Raw genomic sequence first — 18,178 nt, forward strand, 5'->3', positions numbered from 1 at the left:
TTCCGGCAATGTGTTGATCGCGCTTGTGAAGTCAATAGCATGCCGCGTGGAAAAAATCACCACCTGTCCTTGCAGGCGCGAATCTGGTCTAGCTCTCGGCAAAAGACCGGCCAACGGGCGGTTTGCCGCGGTCGGGACACAGGACAAGGAGATAGGCATGACGGCGGCGAACGGCAATGGGACCCCGACAGAATTCATCACCGTCGGCGCGGGCGACGACGCCCGCAGGATCGCCGTCGCGCTGCAGCCGGCGGCCGGCGGCAACGGGCTTGCGCATTTCGTCTGGCTCGGTGGCTACCGCTCCGACATGACGGGCACCAAGGCGGTGGAACTTGCCGGGCTTGCCGCCCGTCTCGGCACCGGCTGCGTGCGCTTCGACTATTCCGGCCACGGCGCCTCGGGCGGCGCCTTCGTCGACGGCACGATCTCGCGCTGGCTGGAGGAGGCGCTCGCGGTGATCGACCACGCGGCAGGGACGCTCGGCACGCGCCGCGCCGTGCTCGTCGGCTCCTCGATGGGCGGGTGGATCGCGCTGCGCGCCGTGGCAGAGCTTGCCGCACGCGGCGGCATCGAGATTGCCGGCCTGGTGCTCATCGCGCCGGCGCCGGACTTCACCTCGGAGCTGATCGAGCCGAACCTGACGGAGGCCGAACGCACGGCGCTGGCCGAGCGCGGCCAGTTCGAGGAGCCGACGCCCTACGGCCCCGACCCGAACATCTACACGAGAAAGCTCATCGAGGACGGCCGCGACAACCGCGTGCTGACCGGCGCGATCGAGACCGGCTGCCCCGTGCATATCCTGCAGGGCATGGCCGATCCGGACGTGCCCTATGGCCATGCGGTGCGCCTGATGGAGCACCTTTCCGGCGACGACGTGGTGCTGACCATGATCCGCGACGGCGACCATCGCCTGTCGCGCCCGCAGGACATCGCCAAGCTCCTCGAGGCGGCGGAGGCCCTTGCCCGCGGGCAATGAGACCCCGGCCGAATCACATTTTAACCATATTCCCGCATCGCCAATTCTCATGATTGACGAAGGCCCCACCTGACCGTTAACTCTTTGTTAACGATTAGGGGACGTTTCATGGCACGAATGATTGGTGCGAAGGCTGGGGTTGCGGCGGTGCTCGCCCTCCTCGCTTCTTCTTCCTCGGCTTTCACCGCGCCGGCTTCGGCACTTGCCATGCAGACCGGCGGCATAACCTCCCAGCCGATCGGCCATTACGAGTTCTGTCAGGCCAACGCTTCGGAATGCCGCGCCGGCGTGCGCGGCCAGGCGCCCGCCAAGGTGACGGCGTACGGCTGGACGGTGGTGCGCGAGATCAACGCCGGCACCAACAACGCCATCACGCCGATGACCGACAAGGACCTCTACGGCAAGGACGAGGTCTGGTCCTATCCGGACGGCGCGGGCGACTGCGAGGATTTCGTGCTGCTCAAGCGCAAGAAGCTGATGGAAAAGGGCTTTGCCGCCGGCGACCTGCTGATCACCGTCGTGCGCAAGCCGGACGGCGAAGGCCATGCCGTGCTGACGCTGCGCACCACGCAGGGCGACTTCGTCCTCGACAACCTCAACAACGACGTCAAGCTCTGGACGGAAACGCCCTATCGCTACCTGAAGCGCCAGGCCTCGTTCCATGCCGGCCGCTGGGTCTCGATCGAAAACGGCGATGCCGTCATGGTGTCGTCGGTCGGCCAGTAAGACACGTTTTTCGCAGGGGGACTGCGAGGGCCGCGGAGCGATCCGCGGCCTTTGTCTTTTCCGGAGCCGCCTCGTCACGCCGCCAGGGCGGCCGCGCCGATCCGCTTGTAGAAGAAGGTCGTCGCGCAGAAGCGGCCGTCCGGATAGAGCGCATAGTCGGGGATGACGCCGGCGCGCTGCCAGCCGAGGCGCTCGTAGACGGTCTCGGCGGGGCTGCCGGTGGCCGTGTCGAGCACCAGCACGGTCTTGCCGCGCCGGGCGGCTTCCGCCTCGGCGGCGGCCATCAGCGCGCGGGCAATGCCGCGGCCGCGCTCGCTTTCCATGACGAGCAGCTTCTTCACGTCCGCCCGGTGCGGCTGGTTCGGCATCTGGCGGATGCCGACCTGCACCGTGCCGACGATGCGCCCCGCCCGCTCGGCGGCAAAGAGCAGCGTCGCCCCCTCGCCGACCGCCGCCGCCACGTCCCGCCAGAAGGGCAGCGCATCGGCCGGCCCATAGGGCGCCATGAAGCCGACGGAGGCCCCGCCGGTCACGCAATCGGCAAGCACATCCGCCAATTCGCCCATCCGGGCCCGGGTTTCCTCGGCATCGAGCAGCCTGATCTCGCTCATCTCGTCCTCATGGCTCAGGGGCGGCCGCGGTCCAGCACCACGGCATAGTGCGCCGGCGCGTCGCCGGGATTGTCGAAGACATGGCCCTCGGTGATGCTCATGTAGAGGCAATCGCCGGGGCGCAGGTCATGCACCGTCTCGCGAAGGGTCATGCGCAGGCGGCCCGAAAACAGCCAGACATGCTGCGTCATGCCCGCCCTGGCCGTTTCCGGCGGATAGGCGATGCGCGCGCCCGGCGGAAACGTCACCTCGATCACCTCGACGCGCGAGGCCGTGTTGGGCGCCGAGACGGCGCGGCGCTGGTAGCCCGTCTCGGGATCCCGCCAGACCACCTGGTCCTCGCGCCGCGACAGGGGATCGCCCGCCTCCCCGGAAAAGGCGAAGAAGGCGGAGAGCGTCAGGTCCAGCGCCGCGCAGAGCCTTGCAAGCAGCTGCGCCGTCGGGCTCGCCTCGCCGCGCTCGATGCGCGAGATCATCGCCCGGCTCACGCCGGAGGCCCCGGCGAGATCGTCCAGCGTCAGGCCGCGCGCCGTGCGCAGCAGCCGCACCCGCTCGCCGATGGCACTTTCCAGAGGGTCGATTCCATTTTCCATTATCATGGAATAATTCTCCCTTATAATGGAGTCAACGGGCAAACCCGTCCCGAAAATATTTTCCGGCCATGCCGCTCCGGCGACAATGCGACATCCTCCCGCCGGATAAGGTGCCGCAGCGAGAATCGGAGGGCGGGCGGATGACGGGTGAAGCACAGCGGGCGTCCTCGCTCTTTTCCATCACCGCCATCGTCGTTTCGATGACCTTCGTCGCCATCGGCAACGGGGTGATGCTGGCCTATGTGCCCTATGTGCTGTCGCAGGCCGGTGCGCCCTCCTGGACGCCGGGCGCGGCCGTCACGGCGATCGCCTTCGGCGGGCTGGTCGGCTGCGTCATCGCCGGTCCCGTCATCCGCCGCGTCGGCCATGCCCGCGCCTTTTCCTGCTCGCTGGCGCTGGTCATCATCGCCGCCTTCCTCGTCGCGCTCGGCGTCAACCCGATCCTGTGGATCCTCGCCCGCGGCCTCTACGGCGTGGCCGGCAACGCGAACTTCATCATCGCCCAGAGCTGGCTGAACCATGCCAGCGACAACCGCTGGCGCGGCAAGGCCATGTCCTTCTTCTACATGGCCTATGTGCTGGGGCTCGGCATCGGTGCCTGGCTGTTCGGCCGCATGCCGGCGGACGGCAACCTCGCCCCGCTCGTCACCATCTTCGTCACCACGATCGCCCTGCTGCCGATCGGCCTCACCAAGCTGCCCACCCCGCCGGCGCCCGCCCGGGTCAGCGTCGACTTCGCCATGGCCTGGCGCAACTCGCCGGTCGCGCTGATCGGCGTGCTGGCCGCCGGCGGCCTTTCCATGGTGGTGCAGGGTTTCACCCCGATCTACGCCGCCACCAACAAGGTCGGCCAGGCGGATGTCGCGCTCCTGATGTTCGTCATGCAGTTCGGCCTCATCTTCGTGCAATACCCGCTCGGCACGCTCTCCGACCGCATCGACCGGCGCATCGTGCTGATCGCCACCTGCCTGCTGATCGCCGGCACCGCGGTCGCCGCCCTCTTCGTCTCCTTCCAGGCCTTCGTCGTCCTGATGATCGTCTTCGCGCTCTGGGCGGGCGCCGTCGAGAGCGTCTATTCGATCGCCAATGCCCATGCCAACGACCGGACCGACCCGGAGGACTTCGTGCCGCTCGCCTCGACGCTGCTCGTTGCCTGGTCGACCTCGGCGACGCTGGTTCCGCTGGCCGTGACGGCGCTGACGCCGGCTTTCGGCCCGAAGACCTTCATCTATGCCGCCATGGCCGTGGCGCTCGCCTATGCCGCCTTCGTCGCCCAGCGCCTGCGCCTGCGCGAGACGGTGCCGCCGGAGGCGCGGGAGACCTTCGAGATCCGAAGCGCCCAGGTGCCGAATGCCGGCGCGCTCGTCGAAGGCGAAAAAGCCCCGGAATAGCGGCGTTCGCGCGCACGAAACCCTTCATTTACCGCTTTGCGGGAATCTTCCCCGCTGCTATATGGCGCGCATGAGCACCAACACTTCGACGCCCCTCGACCATATCCGCAACTTCTCGATCGTGGCCCATATCGACCACGGCAAGTCGACGCTCGCCGACCGGCTGATCCAGTCGACCGGCGGCCTTGCCGACCGCGAGATGTCGGAACAGGTCCTCGACAACATGGACATCGAGCGCGAGCGCGGCATCACCATCAAGGCCCAGACCGTGCGCCTGCACTACAAGGCGAAGGACGGCGAGACCTATGTGCTGAACCTCATCGACACGCCCGGCCATGTCGACTTCGCCTACGAGGTCTCGCGTTCGCTGTCGGCCTGCGAGGGTTCGCTGCTCGTCGTCGACGCCTCCCAGGGCGTGGAGGCCCAGACGCTCGCCAACGTCTACCAGGCGATCGACAACAACCACGAGCTCGTGACGGTGCTCAACAAGATCGACCTGCCGGCCGCCGAGCCCGACCGCATCAAGGAACAGATCGAGGAGGTGATCGGCATCGACGCCTCCGACGCCGTGCTGATCTCGGCCAAGACCGGCCTCGGCATCCCGGACGTGCTCGAAGCGATCGTGGAGCGCCTGCCCGCGCCGAAGAGCGAGGGCGGCGAGAAGGCCCCGCTGAAGGCCCTCCTCGTCGATTCGTGGTACGACACCTATCTCGGCGTCATGGTCCTCGTGCGCGTCATCGAAGGCCGCATCAGCAAGGGCCAGACCATCCGCATGATGGGCACGGACGCGAAATACACGATCGAGCGCGTCGGCGTGCTGACGCCGAAGATGGTGGCGATGGATAGTCTCGGCCCGGGCGAGATCGGCTTCATCACCGCCTCGATCAAGGAAGTGGCCGATACCCGCGTCGGCGACACGATCACCGAGGACAAGCGCCCGACGGCAAAGGCCCTGCCGGGCTTCAAGCCGGCCCAGCCTGTCGTCTTCTGCGGCCTCTTCCCGGTCGATGCCGCCGATTTCGAGGACCTGCGCTCGGCGATGGGCAAGCTGCGCCTCAACGACGCCTCGTTCTCCTTCGAAATGGAAAGCTCCGCCGCGCTCGGCTTCGGCTTCCGCTGCGGCTTCCTCGGCCTGCTGCACCTCGAGATCATCCAGGAGCGCCTGGAGCGCGAGTTCGACCTCGACCTGATCGCGACGGCCCCCTCGGTCGTCTACAAGCTCTTCATGACCGACGGTTCCGAGCGCGAGCTGCACAATCCGGCCGACATGCCCGACGTCGTCAAGATCTCGGAAATCCACGAGCCGTGGATCCGCGCGACGATCCTGACGCCGGACGATTATCTCGGCGGCATCCTGAAGCTCTGCCAGGACCGCCGCGGCATCCAGGTCGAGCTGACCTATGTCGGCACGCGCGCGATGCTCACCTACGACCTGCCGCTCAACGAGGTCGTCTTCGACTTCTACGACCGCCTGAAGTCGATCTCCAAGGGTTATGCCTCCTTCGACTACCAGATCACCGACCACAAGGAAGGCAACCTGGTGAAGATGTCGATCCTGGTGAACGGCGAGCCGGTCGACGCGCTCTCCATGATGGTGCACCGCATGGCCGCCGAAAAGCGCGGCCGCGAAATGTGCGAGAAGCTCAAGGAGCTGATCCCGAAGCACATGTTCAAGATCCCGATCCAGGCCGCCATCGGCGGCAACGTGATCGCCCGCGAGACCATCTCGGCGCTGCGCAAGGACGTGACCGCCAAGTGCTACGGGGGCGATGCCACCCGCAAGCGCAAGCTCTTGGAAAAGCAAAAGGCCGGCAAGAAGCGCATGCGCCAGTTCGGCAAGGTGGAGATCCCGCAGGAAGCCTTCATCGCCGCGCTCAAGATGGGCGACGAGTAAAGGCCGGCACCGCTGCCCTGTATCAGAACCCGAAAGCCCCGGATGCCCCTGCATCCGGGGCTTTCTCGCGATTGGAGGCAAGGGTTGTGCCGTGCGGGTGGATCCTCGGGTCGAGCCCGAGGATGACGGAGGGGAGGAGAAGCCCGGGACCCCATGGAACGGCACGGCATGCGGAACCGCTGCCTTCATCCGCCCCCCTTCCTTCTGTCGTCATCCTCGGGCTCGACCCGAGGATCCATCCGCACGGCACACCCTCTCCTCCCCGAAAAAACACGCCCCGTTTTCCCCGCCCGCCAGATCCGTGCCTACAATCCTCCCGTTCCGCCACGGATACGCTGCCAGGCGTGGCAGTGAGGCGGGGCCGGCGCTTGTGGCGGGGGAAGGACGTGAGCCCGCACCGCAAGGGCCTGCGGAAAATGGTCTCCCTCCGGCGACACGGGGGAAGCGGCGGGGCGTCGGACCGACCCTGCCGTTTCATGCCCCGGACGGCGCGCCGGGCGTGCCTGTGCGGCACACAAGGGGGCCGGGTCCGGCGGATGCGTCGGCATCGTCCGCCGGGGTGAAGCTTCTCCGGGAAGGGTGCGAGAGCGCCTTTCCGTCCGCAATCGCCATGGCGCGCGATCGCGGATGCCAAAACGGAGACGCCCATCCCGGAAACCGGCGACAGACATCCACGGGTCCGGCCCCTGCAGAGGGACCGCAGTCGCGGGCAAAAACCGCCGAACGGGGCGCTGAAAGGTGCCGCAGATACAATTTTTCAGATGAGGCAGCTTCCAGCGCCCCGTCCGATGCTCTTTGACAACCCCACGGGCGAGATCCGCCGCGTGGACCGTGGCGCATGGACTTCAGGCATTCTCGTAGAGCTGCTGTCCCGTCCGCAGCGCGGCGTCCAGCCGGCCGCCCTCGGGGAAGATCGCCAGCGTTTCGGGTTTCTCCACGCCCGCCACCAGCCGGTGACAGGTCTCGGCGGGGCCGAGCACGGTGGTGACGGGGATGACGCCGGCCCAGATCGGCAGGGCGAAATCCGCCTCGTCGTCGCCGACGCCCTTGGCGCGCACCTTGGCCGCCGCCTCGTCGATCGGCATGGCGATGATCGTCGTCGCCTTGGCCTCCTGCGGCGTGAGGGGGCGCAACAGCGCGCTGCGGCCCGGATAGAAGCGGTCGACGACGTCGCGCATCGCCTCGATCTTCTCCGCCGGGTCCTCGACGAGCCGCGCCGTGCCGAAGCACATGGCGGAGCGGTAGTTGGCCGAATGGTTGAAGCCGGAGCGGGCGAGCACCAGCCCGTCGAGATGGGCGACGGTGAGGCAGGCGGGCGTGCCGGCCTTCAGGTGCCGCAGCATGCGGCTGGCGGAGGAACCGTGCCAGTAGAGCGTGTCGCCCCTGCGCCAGAAGAGCGTGGGCGTCGCATAGGGCTGGCCGTCGATGACATAGGCGACGTGACAGAGCATGGCGGCGTCGAGAATGGCATGGACGCTTTCGCGGTCATAGCTGCCGCGCTCGTGCATGCGCTTGACGCGGTTGCGCGGGGTGACGGGATAGGCGGCGGTCTCGGTGCTCATCTGCGGGGCTTGCCTTTCAAGGGAGAGGCCGCCATGGTGCGCCATGGCATTGGATCGAAAAAGCACCAATTCCGAGCAAAAAATTCGGACCATTCTGCCGGACTGGTCCTCGCTCGTTCCCGTTCTTCCGGCGGCGGGCCGGCGCACGCCGGCGCTCTACCGCGAACTGCGGCGGCTGATCGAGGCGGGGGACATTCCGCCCGGCAGCAAGCTGCCGCCGACGCGGGACCTCGCGCAGCGGCTGAAGACCTCGCGCGGCAGCGTGGTCGCCGCCTTCGAGACACTGATCGCCGAGGGCTTCGCGGTCGCCCGCACCGGGGCCGGCACCTTCGTTGCCGACCGGGTGCCGACGATGAGGCCGACGGAACCGGTCGAGCGGGAGAGACACGCCCCGACAATGCCGCTGCCCGGCACGCTCGGCGTCGCCATGGCCGACGCACGCACGCTGAAACAGTTCCGCACGCTGCTGGCGCGCCATCTCGCCCGGCCGGGCCCCGAGCACTTCCACTATGGCGATCCGCGCGGCGGCGAAGCGCTGCGCCAGGCGGTCGCCGCCTATCTCCGGCAGGCGCGCGGCGTGCGCTGCGCGGCGCGCTCGATCGTCATCACCACGGGCACGCAGCAGGGCATCGACCTCGTCATCCGCAGCGCGCTGGCGCCGGGCGACCGGGTGATGATCGAGGACCCGTGCTATCCGAGCGCCCGGGCGGCCTTTTCCGGCAACGGCCTGGTGCTCTGCGGCCTTGCCGTCGACGGCGAGGGGGCGGATATCGCCCTGGCGGCACCGGGCGCCCGCGCGGTCTATGTCACGCCGTCGCACCAGTTCCCGCTCGGCGTCACCATGAGCATGCGCCGGCGGCTCGCCCTGATCGACTGGGCGCGGGAGACCGGCGGCTGGATCATCGAGGACGACTATGACAGCGAGTTCCGCTTCGCCGGGCCGCCGCTCGCCGCCATGCAGGGCATGGATGACAGCGGGCGCGTGATCTATCTCGGCACCTTCTCCAAGGTGCTCTTCCCGGGCCTCAGGCTCGGTTATGCCGTCATTCCCGATCCGCTGCTCGAGACGGTGGTGGCGCTGCGCGGCCGCAGCGACCGCAGCCCGCCGACGCTGGCCGAGGCCGCCCTCACCGACCTCATCCGCGAGGGCCACTTCGCCGCGCATCTGCGCCGCGCCCGGCGGCAGGCGCAGGCGGCACGCGACGCGCTGGTGGCCGGGCTCTCGACGGCGGGCGCGCTTTCGGTCGGCGTGCCGGACCAGGGCCTGCACCTCGTCGCCGGCCTGCCGGCCGCGCTTGCCGATACGGATGCGGTGGAGATTGCCGCGCGCGCCGGGCTCGGCGTGCGGGCGCTGTCGGCCATGGCCGTCACCAATCCGCCGCGGCAGGGCCTGGTCATCGGCTTTTCCGGCTTCGCCCCGGAAATCCTCAAGACCGCCGCATCGCGATTCGCGGCGGCGCTGTCCGGGTCCTAAGGCCGTATCCGCTTCAGGCGACCCGGCGGGTTGCGGCGGCGGCGATCGTCGCCACCCAGGCCCGCGCGATGGCAAGGCCCGTGGCGTCGGCGCGCGGGCCGTTCTCGTCGGCCAGCGCGGCACGCCGTGCAAGCCAGCCGGGCTGGAGCGTCTCGATGAGCTGCGGGAAGGTCTCCGCCCAGCCGTCCACCACCGCGCGGCTCGCCTCGAAATGGAACTGGGTGCCGTAGGTGGCGCGGCCGATGCGGAAAGCCTGGTTCTCGGCGGCACCGTTGGTGGCGAGGCGCACGGCCTTGTCCGGCAGCGTGAACGTGTCGCTGTGCCACTGGAAGATCGGGAATGCGCCGGCCGCCGCCGACAGGACCGGATCGCCGGCGCCGTCCTTCGTCAGCGCCACCGTGCACCAGCCGAATTCCGGCGCCGCGCCGATCAGGTTCTCCGCGCCATAGGCCCGGGCGAGAAGCTGGCTGCCGAGACAGACGCCGAGCACCGATTTGTCCGCGTCGCCGAAGCGGCGCATCAGCGCGGCGAGCGCCGGCAGGTAGCCGTGGCGTTCGTCGTCGCGGGCGTTCTGCGGGCCGCCCATGACGACGATGGCATCATGGGCCGCGTCGTCCGCCGGGATGGTGTCGCCGGCATGGGGGCGGCAGAGGTCGATCTCGGCGCCCGCCTCGTCCAGCGCGACGCCGATCTGCCCGAGCAGCGTCACCTTGTCGTTTTCCACCACCAGCACGCGCATGCGATACTCCCATTCTTCGACATGGCGCGAGACAAACACGGCCCTCCCCTTCATTCAAGGGCCAAACAAAAAGAACCCGGCTCTTTCGAGCCGGGCAAGTCGGGGGAGGATCGACGGAAGGAAGGGATCAGTGGCAGACGCGGATCTTCTTGACGATGACGTTGCCGTAGTAGTCGTAGGACTTCACCTTCTTGATGAAGCAGGAGGGCTGGTAGCCGTAGCTGTAGTAACCGGCCTGCGAGGGGGCCGCGAAGGAAACGGCGGCAACGAGGGCGACGGTGGCGGAAACGATGATCTTGCGCATGGGGTCTCTCCTGATCGGTTGGGGATGAGCCTCTCTCATCCGGTGATCAGAAGGTCTCACATCGCCCCGCCCCGCGCTGTTCCTCGGGAAACAGGGTCAGGGATAGATGACGCCCTTGCGCAGGATGACATTGGCATAGAGCCGCGGCTCGCTGGTCTGCACCAGCGTGTGGGCGGCGCGCACGCGGCCATAGAAGTCGGCACCGACGAGCGGCACGACCGCGCGATCCGGCGCATGGCGGGCGCAGCAGTCGATGATCTCGCGGTGCACGGGCTCCAGCGTGTCGCGCTCCTGGCGGAAGGTGGAGCGGAAGATCGCCTCCTCGACGAAATCGTCGATCGGCAGCACCGAAAGCACGGCATTGAGCGCGGGGACGAGCGGCACGCCGTCAAGGCGGATAAGGCGGCGGGCGTGCTCGACGCCCGGATAGTTGCCGTCGACGATGGCGATCTCGTCGCCGTGGCCCATGGCGCGCAGCGTCGCGAGCAGCTCCGGGCCCAGGATGGGGTCAAGACCTTTCAGCATTCAGGCAAGCTCCTTGAAGAGGACGTTCTGGTCCGGAAGATAGCGGGAAAAGAGCGGCAGGCTGGCTCCGCCGATCGAGCGCGCGGCGCTGCCGACCGCGCCCTCGACGATCTCGGGCAGGGTGACGCCCTGGAGGTCGAGGCGGGCGACGGCGGCCTGCGTCGCCGCGACCACGCGCTCGCGCACCCAGGCGGGAAAGCCGCCGTCGATGATGACGGCGGAGAAATCGATGACGGAGGCGGAGGCGACCACGGCCTGGGCAAGCGCGGCCGCCGTGTCCTCGATCCAGATTGCGAGCGGCGCACCGAAATCGATCCATCCGTCCGGCGAATACCAGAGCGGTTTGGGATCGATGCCATGCTCGCGCAGCAGGTTTTCCAGGCGGTAGATCGAGGCGATCTTCAGGAGCTGCACCGTCTCGCCGTCACGACCCTGCACCGGCAGGGGGCCGATGGCGCCGGCCGTGCCGGTGCGGCCCGTGAAGAGCGCCGAATTCAGCACCACGCCGCCGCCGATGAAGGAGCCGATGAAGAGATAGAGGAAATCGGGATATTGCGGGCCGAGGCCGAAGACGAGCTCGGCGGCGCAGGCGCTCGTCGCGTCGTTCTGCAGCACGACGGGATAGGGCACGCGGCTTGCGATCTCCGCCCCGAGGTCGACGCCGCGCCACTGGTCCATGTCGGCCTGCGGCGCGCCCACTTCGCTCGCCCAGCTCCAGAGCTCGAACGGCGCGGCGACGCCGAAGCCGGCGATGCGGGCGCGCTCCTCCGGCGTGATCGCGGCCTCCAGCTCGGCAAGCCCCTCCACGACGAAGGCGAGCAGCGGGCCGGGCATCGGATAGGGGTAAGTCCGGCGCACCTGCCGGCGGATGCCGCCGACGAAATCCATCATGACGATATCGGCGCTGCGGCGGCCGATCTTCAGGCCGAAGGAATAGACCGCATCGGGATTGAGCCGCATGGGCACGGAGGGCTGGCCGACCTTGCCGCGCATCGGCTCGCCGCGCATCAAAAGCCCCTCCGCCTCCAGCGCGCGCATGATGACGGTGACGGTCTGGGCGGAAAGGCCGCTGCGCCGGGCGATCTCGGCCTTCGACAGGCTACCGTGCCGGCGCACCAGCGACATGACCAGGCGTTCGTTATAGGCCCGGACGCGCACCTGGTTCGCGCCCCCGCTCGGATCGAGGATTTCGGCCGGCACGGCGTGTGCCGTCGCGTCCTTTCTGATCATCGTCTCCTCCCGTGCCGGACCGGGCGCCCGCGCCCTTTCCGGTCCTCTTATCGGCTGGCGTTCCGCTCTTCCACCGGAAACGCGCAGCCGGGCTTTTCGCCCGATCTTTCCTGCAGCATGCCACATCGAATTAATAATTCAATTCGATTTATTTATTGACAGGCATTTCTTTTGGTGTTCTCTTTATGGCCGGAAGCAAGGATCGGCCGGCGGAGGAGCCGCCCGCCACCCTGCGACCGGATGGCCCCAGGAGAGGGGTGCATCCCGTTTTGTCCTTGGGAGGATCTTATGAAGAAAACCGTGATTTCCGCCGCTCTCGGCGCGCTTGCGCTCGGCGTCGCCTTTGCCGCGCCGGCCTCCGCCGCCGATGTCGGCGCCTGCCTGATCACCAAGACCGACACCAACCCGTTCTTCGTCAAGATGAAGGAAGGCGCCGAGGCGAAGGCCAAGGAACTTGGCGTGACGCTGAAGTCCTATGCCGGCAAGATCGACGGCGATTCGGAAAGCCAGGTCGCGGCGATCGAGACCTGCATCGCCGATGGCGCGAAGGGCATCCTGATCGCCGCATCGGACACGAAGGGCATCGTTCCCTCCGTGCAGAAGGCGCGTGACGCGGGCCTGCTCGTCATCGCGCTCGACACGCCGCTGGAGCCGCTCGACAGCGCCGACATGACCTTTGCCACCGACAACCTGCTCGCCGGCGAACTGATCGGCAAGTGGGCCGCCGCAACGCTCGGCGATGCCGCCAAGGACGCCAAGATCGCCTTCCTCAACCTGACGCCCTCGCAGCCCTCGGTCGACGTGCTGCGCAACCAGGGCTTCATGAAGGGCTTCGGCATCGACGTGAAGGACATTTCCAAGATCGGCGACGAGGACGATGCCCGCATCGTCGGCCACGACGTGACCAACGGCAACGAGGAGGGCGGCCGCACCGCCATGGAGAACCTTCTCCAGAAGGATCCGTCCATCAATGTCGTGCACACGATCAACGAACCGGCCGCTGCCGGCGCCTATGAAGCGCTGAAGGCCGTCGGCAAGGAAGGCGACGTGCTGATCGTTTCCGTCGACGGCGGTTGCCCGGGCGTGCAGAACGTCGCGGACGGCGTCATCGGCGCCACCTCGCAGCAGTACCCGCTGATGATGGCGGCCCTCGGCATCGAGGCCATCAAGACCTTCGCCGACACCGGCGAGAAGCCGAAGGCCACCGAAGGCAAGGACTTCTTCGACACGGGCGTGACGCTCGTCACCGACAAGCCGGCAGCCGGCGTCGAGTCCATCGACACCAAGGCCGGCAAGGACAAGTGCTGGGGCTGATGCCCCCGCCGGCCCGGCTTGACCGGGCCGGCTTTCCGCTACGGACGCGGCCCGGGTCGCGGGTAAGACCGACCCTGCTTTGACATTCGCAACAAGACATGGGCACCCTTCTCCATGGGGCACGGCAACAGCCGGGGCCGCATAGGGAGGAGACCGCCCGGCGATGGCGGAAGGTGCGCAAGGCGCCCGACCGGTGCGTCCGTCTACCATTTCATCCGGTCAGCCGCGACGGTCGGCGCCGGAAGGGGAGGAACAGGATCATGAGTGAGACATCGACGGTCCCGCAGGGCGCGCAGCCCTCGCAGGGTTCGCAACCCTCGCAGGAATTCGAGAAGGTGCTGACCGGCAGCGCGACGCAGGTCGCCTCCTTCGATACGCACGACAAGACGCCCATTCAGAAATTCCAGCATTTCCTGCACGGCAGCCCCTCCGCGGTGCCGCTGATCGTGCTGGTGCTCTCGGTGGCGGTATTCGGCATCATCCTCGGCGGAAAATTCTTCTCCGCCTTCACGATGACGCTCATCCTCCAGCAGGTGGCCATCGTCGGCATCGTCGGCGCGGCGCAGACGCTGGTCATCCTCACCGCCGGCATCGACCTGTCGGTCGGCGCCATCATGGTGCTTTCCTCCGTCGTGATGGGCCAGTTCACCTTCCGCTACGGCCTGCCGCCGTCGCTCGCCGTGCTCTGCGGCCTCGCCTGCGGCGCGCTCTGCGGCTATATCAACGGCCTGCTCGTCGCCCGCATGAAGCTGCCGCCCTTCATCGTCACGCTCGGCATGTGGCAGATCATCCTCGCCTCCAACTTCCTCTATTCGGCCAACGAGACGATCCGCTCGCAGGACATCTCCGCGCAGGCCCCGCTGCTGCAGTTCTTCGGCAACAACATCCGCTTCGGCGGCGCGGTCTTCACCTACGGCGTCATCGCCATGGTGCTGCTGGTGGCATTGCTCTGGTACGTGCTGAACCACACCGCCTGGGGCCGCCATGTCTATGCGGTCGGCGACGACCCGGACGCGGCGGAGCTGGCCGGCGTCAACGTCAAGCGCATGCTGATCTCGGTCTATACGCTCTCCGGCCTCATCTGCGCGCTCGCCGGCTGGGCGCTCATTGGCCGCATCGGCTCGGTCTCGCCGACGGCGGGGCAGTTCGCCAACATCGAATCGATCACCGCCGTGGTGATCGGCGGCCTCTCGCTGTTCGGCGGGCGCGGCTCGATCCTCGGCATGATCTTCGGGGCACTGATCGTCGGCGTCTTCTCGCTCGGCCTTCGCCTCATCGGCACGGACCCGCAATGGACCTATCTCCTGATCGGCGTCCTCATCATCTCGGCTGTCGCAATCGACCAGTGGATCAGAAAGGTAGCAGGCTGATGGCTCTCGAACCCATTCTCACCGCCCGCGGTCTCGTCAAGCGCTACGGCCGCGTCACCGCCCTCGACCATGCGGACTTCGACCTCTATCCCGGCGAGATCCTCGCCGTGATCGGCGACAACGGCGCGGGCAAGTCCTCGATGATCAAGGCGATCTCCGGCGCCATCACGCCGGACGAGGGCGAAATCAAGCTGGAGGGCCAGCCGGTGCACTTCCGCTCGCCGATCGAGGCGCGCAGCGCCGGCATCGAGACGGTCTACCAGAACCTCGCGCTCTCCCCGGCCCTCTCGATCGCCGACAACATGTTCCTCGGCCGCGAGATCCGCAAACCCGGCGTCATGGGCCAGTGGTTCCGCAAGCTCGACCGCACGGCGATGGAGAAATTCGCCCGCGACAAGCTTTCCGAGCTCGGGCTGATGACGATCCAGAACATCAACCAGGCGGTGGAGACGCTTTCGGGCGGCCAGCGCCAGGGGGTCGCGGTGGCGCGGGCCGCCGCCTTCGGCTCGAAAGTGATCATCCTCGACGAGCCGACGGCGGCACTCGGCGTCAAGGAGAGCCGGCGCGTCCTGGAACTCATCCTCGACGTGCGCCGGCGCGGCATCCCGATCGTGCTGATCTCGCACAACATGCCGCATGTCTTCGAGGTGGCGGACCGCATCCACATCCACCGGCTCGGCCGGCGGCTCACCGTCATCAACCCGAAGGACTACACCATGTCCGACGCCGTCGCCTTCATGACCGGCGCCAAGCTGCCCGCGGAGGCGATCGCGGCATGATCGCCCCTGCGACGATCGTCGATGCCCTGCTGCGGCGCGCGGGGAACGCGCGCCGCTTCCTCGTCGGCCTTGCCGGCCCGCCGGCCGCCGGCAAGTCGACGCTGGCCGAAGCGCTGCGGGACGGCCTCGTCGCCCGCGGCGAGACGGCCGAGATCCTGCCGATGGACGGCTTCCACATGGACGACGGCATTCTCGCCGCACGCGGCCTCCTGCCGCGCAAGGGCGCGCCGGAATCCTTCGACGGCCGCGGTTTCATCGATATCGTCACGGCGCTGAAACGCGCCGAGGGCGAAGTCCTCGTGCCGGTCTTCGACCGGTCGCGCGAGCTGGCGATCAACGCCGCCCGCGCGATCCCCGGGGAAACCCGCTTCATCCTCGCCGAAGGCAATTACCTGCTCTTCAAAGATGCGCCGTGGGACAGGCTGGACGGCCTCTTCAACTTCACCATCTTCGTCGGCCCGCCCTACAAGATCCTGGAAGAACGGCTTCGCCAGCGCTGGATGCGCTACGCGCTGCCGGAGGACCAGATCCACTGGAAGCTCTACGGCAACGACCTGCCGAACGGAAGGCGCATCCTGGAGAACTCCCGCCCCGCCGACCTCTCCATCGACATGTTCTGAAACGATTGTCGTTCCGCCCCGCGGATGCTATCGCAGCCGCCAGAGCAATTTTCGCAAGGATGCCTGAACGTCTTGCGTGCGGGATTGCCGCAAACGCAAAGCCAAGGGCGGGAGCGACACCGATGACCACAGAACTCACCATCCGCCGGCCGGACGACTGGCACCTGCACCTGCGCGACGGCGCCATGCTCGAAGGCGTGATCGGCGATACCAGCCGGCATTTCGCGCGCGCGATCATCATGCCGAACCTCGTGCCGCCGGTCGTGACCACCGCGGACGCCGCCGCCTACCGCGACCGTATCCTCGCCGCCCTGCCGGAGGGCGACCGGTTCGAGCCGCTGATGACGCTCTATCTCACCGAGCATACCGACCCCGACGACGTCGAAGCCGGCTACGAAAGCGGCCTGATCCGCGCCGTCAAGCTCTATCCGGCCGGCGCGACGACCAACTCCCACGGCGGCGTGCGCGACATGGACAAGGCAATGCCCGTGCTGGAGCGCATGGCGAAGATCGGCCTGACGCTCTGCGTGCATGGCGAGGTGACGACGCCCGACGTCGATATCTTCGACCGCGAGGCCGTGTTCATCGAGACGGTGCTCGATCCGTTGCGCGCGCGCCTGCCGGAGCTGCGCGTCACCATGGAGCATGTGACGACGAAGAACGGCGTCGACTACATCAAGTCCGCCAAGGCGAACCTTGCCGGCTCGATCACCACGCATCACCTGATCATCAACCGCAACGCCATCCTGGTCGGCGGCATCAAGCCGCACTACTATTGCCTGCCCGTCGCCAAGCGCGAGGAGCACCGGCTGGCCCTGCGCGCCGCCGCAACCTCGGGCGACGGGCGTTTCTTCCTCGGCACCGATTCGGCGCCGCATGTCGATCCGCTGAAGGAATGCGCCTGCGGCTGCGCCGGCATCTACACCTCGATCAACACGATGAGCTGCCTTGCCCATGTCTTCGAGGAGGAGCGCGCCCTGGACAAGCTCGAAGCCTTCGCCTCGCTGAACGGCCCCGCCTGGTATGGCCTGCCGGCCAACGCGGAGACGATCCGTCTCGTCAGGCGCGCGCAACCCGCCGCCTTCCCGGCAAAGATCGAGACGGGCGCGGGGCCGGTGACGGTGTTCGACCCGATGTTCCCGCTGCACTGGGACGTCGCCTGAGCCATTCCAGCGGAACCGCACGCCGGTTTGCGTGCCGGGAACTGCGTTGGCGAGAGGGTCAGATGAAGGGACGGGGCTGCTTCTTCAGCCCCTCCCAGCCGGCCAGCGCCAGAAGTCCGTCGCCGTCGAGGATCTCGCACCCCTTGTCCTGCCAGCGCATCAGCTTGCGGTCGGCCAGCTTGCGCAACGTCTTGTTGGTGTGCACGAGCGAGAGGCCGAGCGTATCGGCGACATGCTGCTGGGTGATCGGGATGACCCGCCGCCCGCCATCAACGCCCGCCGAACGGGCACGCTGGTGGATGAAGGAGAGCAGGTAGGCCGTGCGCTCCAGCGCCGAGCGCCGGCCGACGCTGAGCAGGTGCTCATCGAGGATACGCTCCTCGTGCGCGGCGATCCAGGTGAGGTCGTAGGCGAGGGAGGCATGGCGCTCGAACAGCCGCTCCAGCTTCGAGCGCTCGAAGACGCAGAGCGTGACGGGCGTCAGCGCCTCGATGGAATGGTCCATTTCACCCAGCAAGCTGCCCTGTAGGCCGATGAGATCGCCGGGCAGCACGTAGTTCATGATCTGCCGGCGCCCATCCGGCAGCAGCTTGTAGCGGAAGGCCCAGCCGGAGAGCACCGTGAAGAGATGGGCGCTGTGCATGCCCTCGACGAGAATCGTCGCGCCCCGTTCGCTGGAAAGCTCGCCGCTCTTGAACTGCGAGACGAAGTCCAGCTCCTTCGCCGAAAAATCCCGGAAGGTCGAAAGGTTGCGCAGGGGACATTGCTGACAGGGCGTGCGCCATCTGGATTGCTGGTTGACCGCCGTACTGCCCGCCATTGCGCCCCCGCCTGTTCCGATCCCGCCCAGCCCCATGAGCTGGCCCGGAAAACGCGCAGCATGCGCGGTTGTTCCATCGCGCGGGCA

The 18,178-nt window shown here is 67.6% G+C and carries 18 protein-coding genes; 10 read left to right on the top strand and 8 right to left on the bottom strand.

The genetic code is table 11. The annotated features are described in order from the left end of the window. Positions 1 to 157 precede the first annotated feature (157 nt). A complete protein-coding gene (locus tag MUU56_RS26655) occupies positions 158 to 976 on the top strand; it encodes an alpha/beta hydrolase (protein ID WP_244770310.1) in 819 nt (272 codons plus the stop codon). A 108-nt stretch (positions 977 to 1,084) separates the two neighbouring features. Then, positions 1,085 to 1,702, top strand: a complete 618-nt coding sequence (locus MUU56_RS26660; protein WP_244770311.1) for a transglutaminase-like cysteine peptidase — start codon at positions 1,085 to 1,087, stop codon at positions 1,700 to 1,702. A 74-nt stretch (positions 1,703 to 1,776) separates the two neighbouring features. On the opposite strand, the gene MUU56_RS26665 is transcribed toward MUU56_RS26660, so the two are convergent. Both MUU56_RS26665 and MUU56_RS26670 read right to left on the bottom strand, forming a co-directional pair. Next, a complete protein-coding gene (locus MUU56_RS26665) occupies positions 1,777 to 2,313 on the bottom strand; it encodes a GNAT family N-acetyltransferase (protein ID WP_244770312.1) in 537 nt (178 codons plus the stop codon). A gap of 14 nt (positions 2,314 to 2,327) precedes the next feature. Continuing rightward, on the bottom strand, positions 2,328 to 2,906 hold the full coding sequence (locus tag MUU56_RS26670) for a helix-turn-helix domain-containing protein (RefSeq protein ID WP_244770452.1): 579 nt from the start codon (positions 2,904 to 2,906) through the stop codon (positions 2,328 to 2,330). A gap of 140 nt (positions 2,907 to 3,046) precedes the next feature. On the opposite strand from MUU56_RS26670, the gene MUU56_RS26675 reads away from it, so the two are divergent. Beyond that, complete coding sequence (locus MUU56_RS26675; protein WP_244770313.1) at positions 3,047 to 4,297, top strand: MFS transporter; 1,251 nt, start codon at positions 3,047 to 3,049, stop codon at positions 4,295 to 4,297. 61 nt (positions 4,298 to 4,358) lie between these two features. Beyond that, complete coding sequence (gene lepA, locus MUU56_RS26680; protein ID WP_244770314.1) at positions 4,359 to 6,191, top strand: translation elongation factor 4; 1,833 nt, start codon at positions 4,359 to 4,361, stop codon at positions 6,189 to 6,191. Positions 6,192 to 7,036: 845 nt separating this feature from the next. On the opposite strand, the gene MUU56_RS26685 is transcribed toward lepA, so the two are convergent. Continuing rightward, positions 7,037 to 7,753 carry a pyridoxamine 5'-phosphate oxidase family protein gene (locus MUU56_RS26685; RefSeq protein ID WP_244770315.1) on the bottom strand — a complete coding sequence of 239 codons (717 nt, stop codon included), beginning with the start codon at positions 7,751 to 7,753 and terminating at the stop codon, positions 7,037 to 7,039. A 43-nt stretch (positions 7,754 to 7,796) separates the two neighbouring features. On the opposite strand from MUU56_RS26685, the gene pdxR reads away from it, so the two are divergent. Beyond that, complete coding sequence (gene pdxR / locus MUU56_RS26690; protein ID WP_244770316.1) at positions 7,797 to 9,227, top strand: MocR-like pyridoxine biosynthesis transcription factor PdxR; 1,431 nt, start codon at positions 7,797 to 7,799, stop codon at positions 9,225 to 9,227. 13 nt (positions 9,228 to 9,240) lie between these two features. On the opposite strand, the gene MUU56_RS26695 is transcribed toward pdxR, so the two are convergent. The 4 genes from MUU56_RS26695 to MUU56_RS26710 form a co-directional block, all read right to left on the bottom strand. After that, the gene (locus tag MUU56_RS26695) at positions 9,241 to 9,966 is read right to left on the bottom strand and encodes a type 1 glutamine amidotransferase (protein ID WP_244770453.1); all 726 of its coding nucleotides are present in this window, start codon (positions 9,964 to 9,966) and stop codon (positions 9,241 to 9,243) included. 127 nt (positions 9,967 to 10,093) lie between these two features. Beyond that, on the bottom strand, positions 10,094 to 10,270 hold the full coding sequence (locus MUU56_RS26700; RefSeq protein ID WP_244770317.1) for a hypothetical protein: 177 nt from the start codon (positions 10,268 to 10,270) through the stop codon (positions 10,094 to 10,096). A gap of 96 nt (positions 10,271 to 10,366) precedes the next feature. Beyond that, positions 10,367 to 10,795, bottom strand: coding sequence for an RbsD/FucU family protein (locus MUU56_RS26705; RefSeq protein WP_244770318.1), 429 nt, complete (start codon positions 10,793 to 10,795; stop codon positions 10,367 to 10,369). Then, complete coding sequence (locus tag MUU56_RS26710; protein WP_244770319.1) at positions 10,796 to 12,025, bottom strand: ROK family transcriptional regulator; 1,230 nt, start codon at positions 12,023 to 12,025, stop codon at positions 10,796 to 10,798. A 288-nt stretch (positions 12,026 to 12,313) separates the two neighbouring features. On the opposite strand from MUU56_RS26710, the gene MUU56_RS26715 reads away from it, so the two are divergent. The 5 genes from MUU56_RS26715 (at position 12,314) to pyrC (ending at position 17,271) form a co-directional block, all read left to right on the top strand. Beyond that, complete coding sequence (locus MUU56_RS26715) at positions 12,314 to 13,339, top strand: sugar ABC transporter substrate-binding protein (RefSeq protein ID WP_244770320.1); 1,026 nt, start codon at positions 12,314 to 12,316, stop codon at positions 13,337 to 13,339. 260 nt (positions 13,340 to 13,599) lie between these two features. Further along, complete coding sequence (locus MUU56_RS26720; protein WP_244770321.1) at positions 13,600 to 14,709, top strand: ABC transporter permease; 1,110 nt, start codon at positions 13,600 to 13,602, stop codon at positions 14,707 to 14,709. Continuing rightward, a complete protein-coding gene (locus tag MUU56_RS26725; RefSeq protein WP_244770322.1) occupies positions 14,709 to 15,488 on the top strand; it encodes an ATP-binding cassette domain-containing protein in 780 nt (259 codons plus the stop codon). The genes MUU56_RS26720 and MUU56_RS26725 overlap by 1 nt, the downstream gene beginning before the upstream one ends. Then, positions 15,485 to 16,108, top strand: coding sequence for a nucleoside triphosphate hydrolase (locus tag MUU56_RS26730; RefSeq protein ID WP_244770323.1), 624 nt, complete (start codon positions 15,485 to 15,487; stop codon positions 16,106 to 16,108). Before MUU56_RS26725 ends, MUU56_RS26730 begins: the two co-directional genes overlap by 4 nt. 122 nt (positions 16,109 to 16,230) lie before the next feature. Continuing rightward, complete coding sequence (gene pyrC / locus MUU56_RS26735; RefSeq protein ID WP_244770324.1) at positions 16,231 to 17,271, top strand: dihydroorotase; 1,041 nt, start codon at positions 16,231 to 16,233, stop codon at positions 17,269 to 17,271. 58 nt (positions 17,272 to 17,329) lie between these two features. Here the strand turns inward: pyrC and MUU56_RS26740 are convergent, their stop codons facing one another. Then, positions 17,330 to 18,091: a Crp/Fnr family transcriptional regulator gene (locus MUU56_RS26740; RefSeq protein WP_244770325.1), complete on the bottom strand. Its 762-nt coding sequence runs from the start codon at positions 18,089 to 18,091 to the stop codon at positions 17,330 to 17,332. Positions 18,092 to 18,178 lie beyond the last annotated feature (87 nt).

Source organism: Shinella yambaruensis (assembly GCF_022899355.1).
Classification (GTDB): domain Bacteria; phylum Pseudomonadota; class Alphaproteobacteria; order Rhizobiales; family Rhizobiaceae; genus Shinella; species Shinella yambaruensis.

Coding starts and splice junctions, on each gene's coding strand:
- MUU56_RS26725 (WP_244770322.1), top strand. CDS start 14,709: ATGGCTCTCGAACCCATTCTCACCGCCCGCGGTCTCGTCAAGCGCTAC.
- MUU56_RS26695 (WP_244770453.1), bottom strand. CDS start 9,966: ATGCGCGTGCTGGTGGTGGAAAACGACAAGGTGACGCTGCTCGGGCAG.
- MUU56_RS26685 (WP_244770315.1), bottom strand. CDS start 7,753: ATGAGCACCGAGACCGCCGCCTATCCCGTCACCCCGCGCAACCGCGTC.
- MUU56_RS26715 (WP_244770320.1), top strand. CDS start 12,314: ATGAAGAAAACCGTGATTTCCGCCGCTCTCGGCGCGCTTGCGCTCGGC.
- MUU56_RS26700 (WP_244770317.1), bottom strand. CDS start 10,270: ATGCGCAAGATCATCGTTTCCGCCACCGTCGCCCTCGTTGCCGCCGTT.
- lepA (WP_244770314.1), top strand. CDS start 4,359: ATGGCGCGCATGAGCACCAACACTTCGACGCCCCTCGACCATATCCGC.
- MUU56_RS26660 (WP_244770311.1), top strand. CDS start 1,085: ATGGCACGAATGATTGGTGCGAAGGCTGGGGTTGCGGCGGTGCTCGCC.
- MUU56_RS26740 (WP_244770325.1), bottom strand. CDS start 18,091: ATGGCGGGCAGTACGGCGGTCAACCAGCAATCCAGATGGCGCACGCCC.
- MUU56_RS26730 (WP_244770323.1), top strand. CDS start 15,485: ATGATCGCCCCTGCGACGATCGTCGATGCCCTGCTGCGGCGCGCGGGG.
- MUU56_RS26670 (WP_244770452.1), bottom strand. CDS start 2,906: ATGGAAAATGGAATCGACCCTCTGGAAAGTGCCATCGGCGAGCGGGTG.
- MUU56_RS26665 (WP_244770312.1), bottom strand. CDS start 2,313: ATGAGCGAGATCAGGCTGCTCGATGCCGAGGAAACCCGGGCCCGGATG.
- MUU56_RS26675 (WP_244770313.1), top strand. CDS start 3,047: ATGACGGGTGAAGCACAGCGGGCGTCCTCGCTCTTTTCCATCACCGCC.
- MUU56_RS26655 (WP_244770310.1), top strand. CDS start 158: ATGACGGCGGCGAACGGCAATGGGACCCCGACAGAATTCATCACCGTC.
- pyrC (WP_244770324.1), top strand. CDS start 16,231: ATGACCACAGAACTCACCATCCGCCGGCCGGACGACTGGCACCTGCAC.
- MUU56_RS26705 (WP_244770318.1), bottom strand. CDS start 10,795: ATGCTGAAAGGTCTTGACCCCATCCTGGGCCCGGAGCTGCTCGCGACG.
- MUU56_RS26710 (WP_244770319.1), bottom strand. CDS start 12,025: ATGATCAGAAAGGACGCGACGGCACACGCCGTGCCGGCCGAAATCCTC.
- MUU56_RS26720 (WP_244770321.1), top strand. CDS start 13,600: ATGAGTGAGACATCGACGGTCCCGCAGGGCGCGCAGCCCTCGCAGGGT.
- pdxR (WP_244770316.1), top strand. CDS start 7,797: ATGGCATTGGATCGAAAAAGCACCAATTCCGAGCAAAAAATTCGGACC.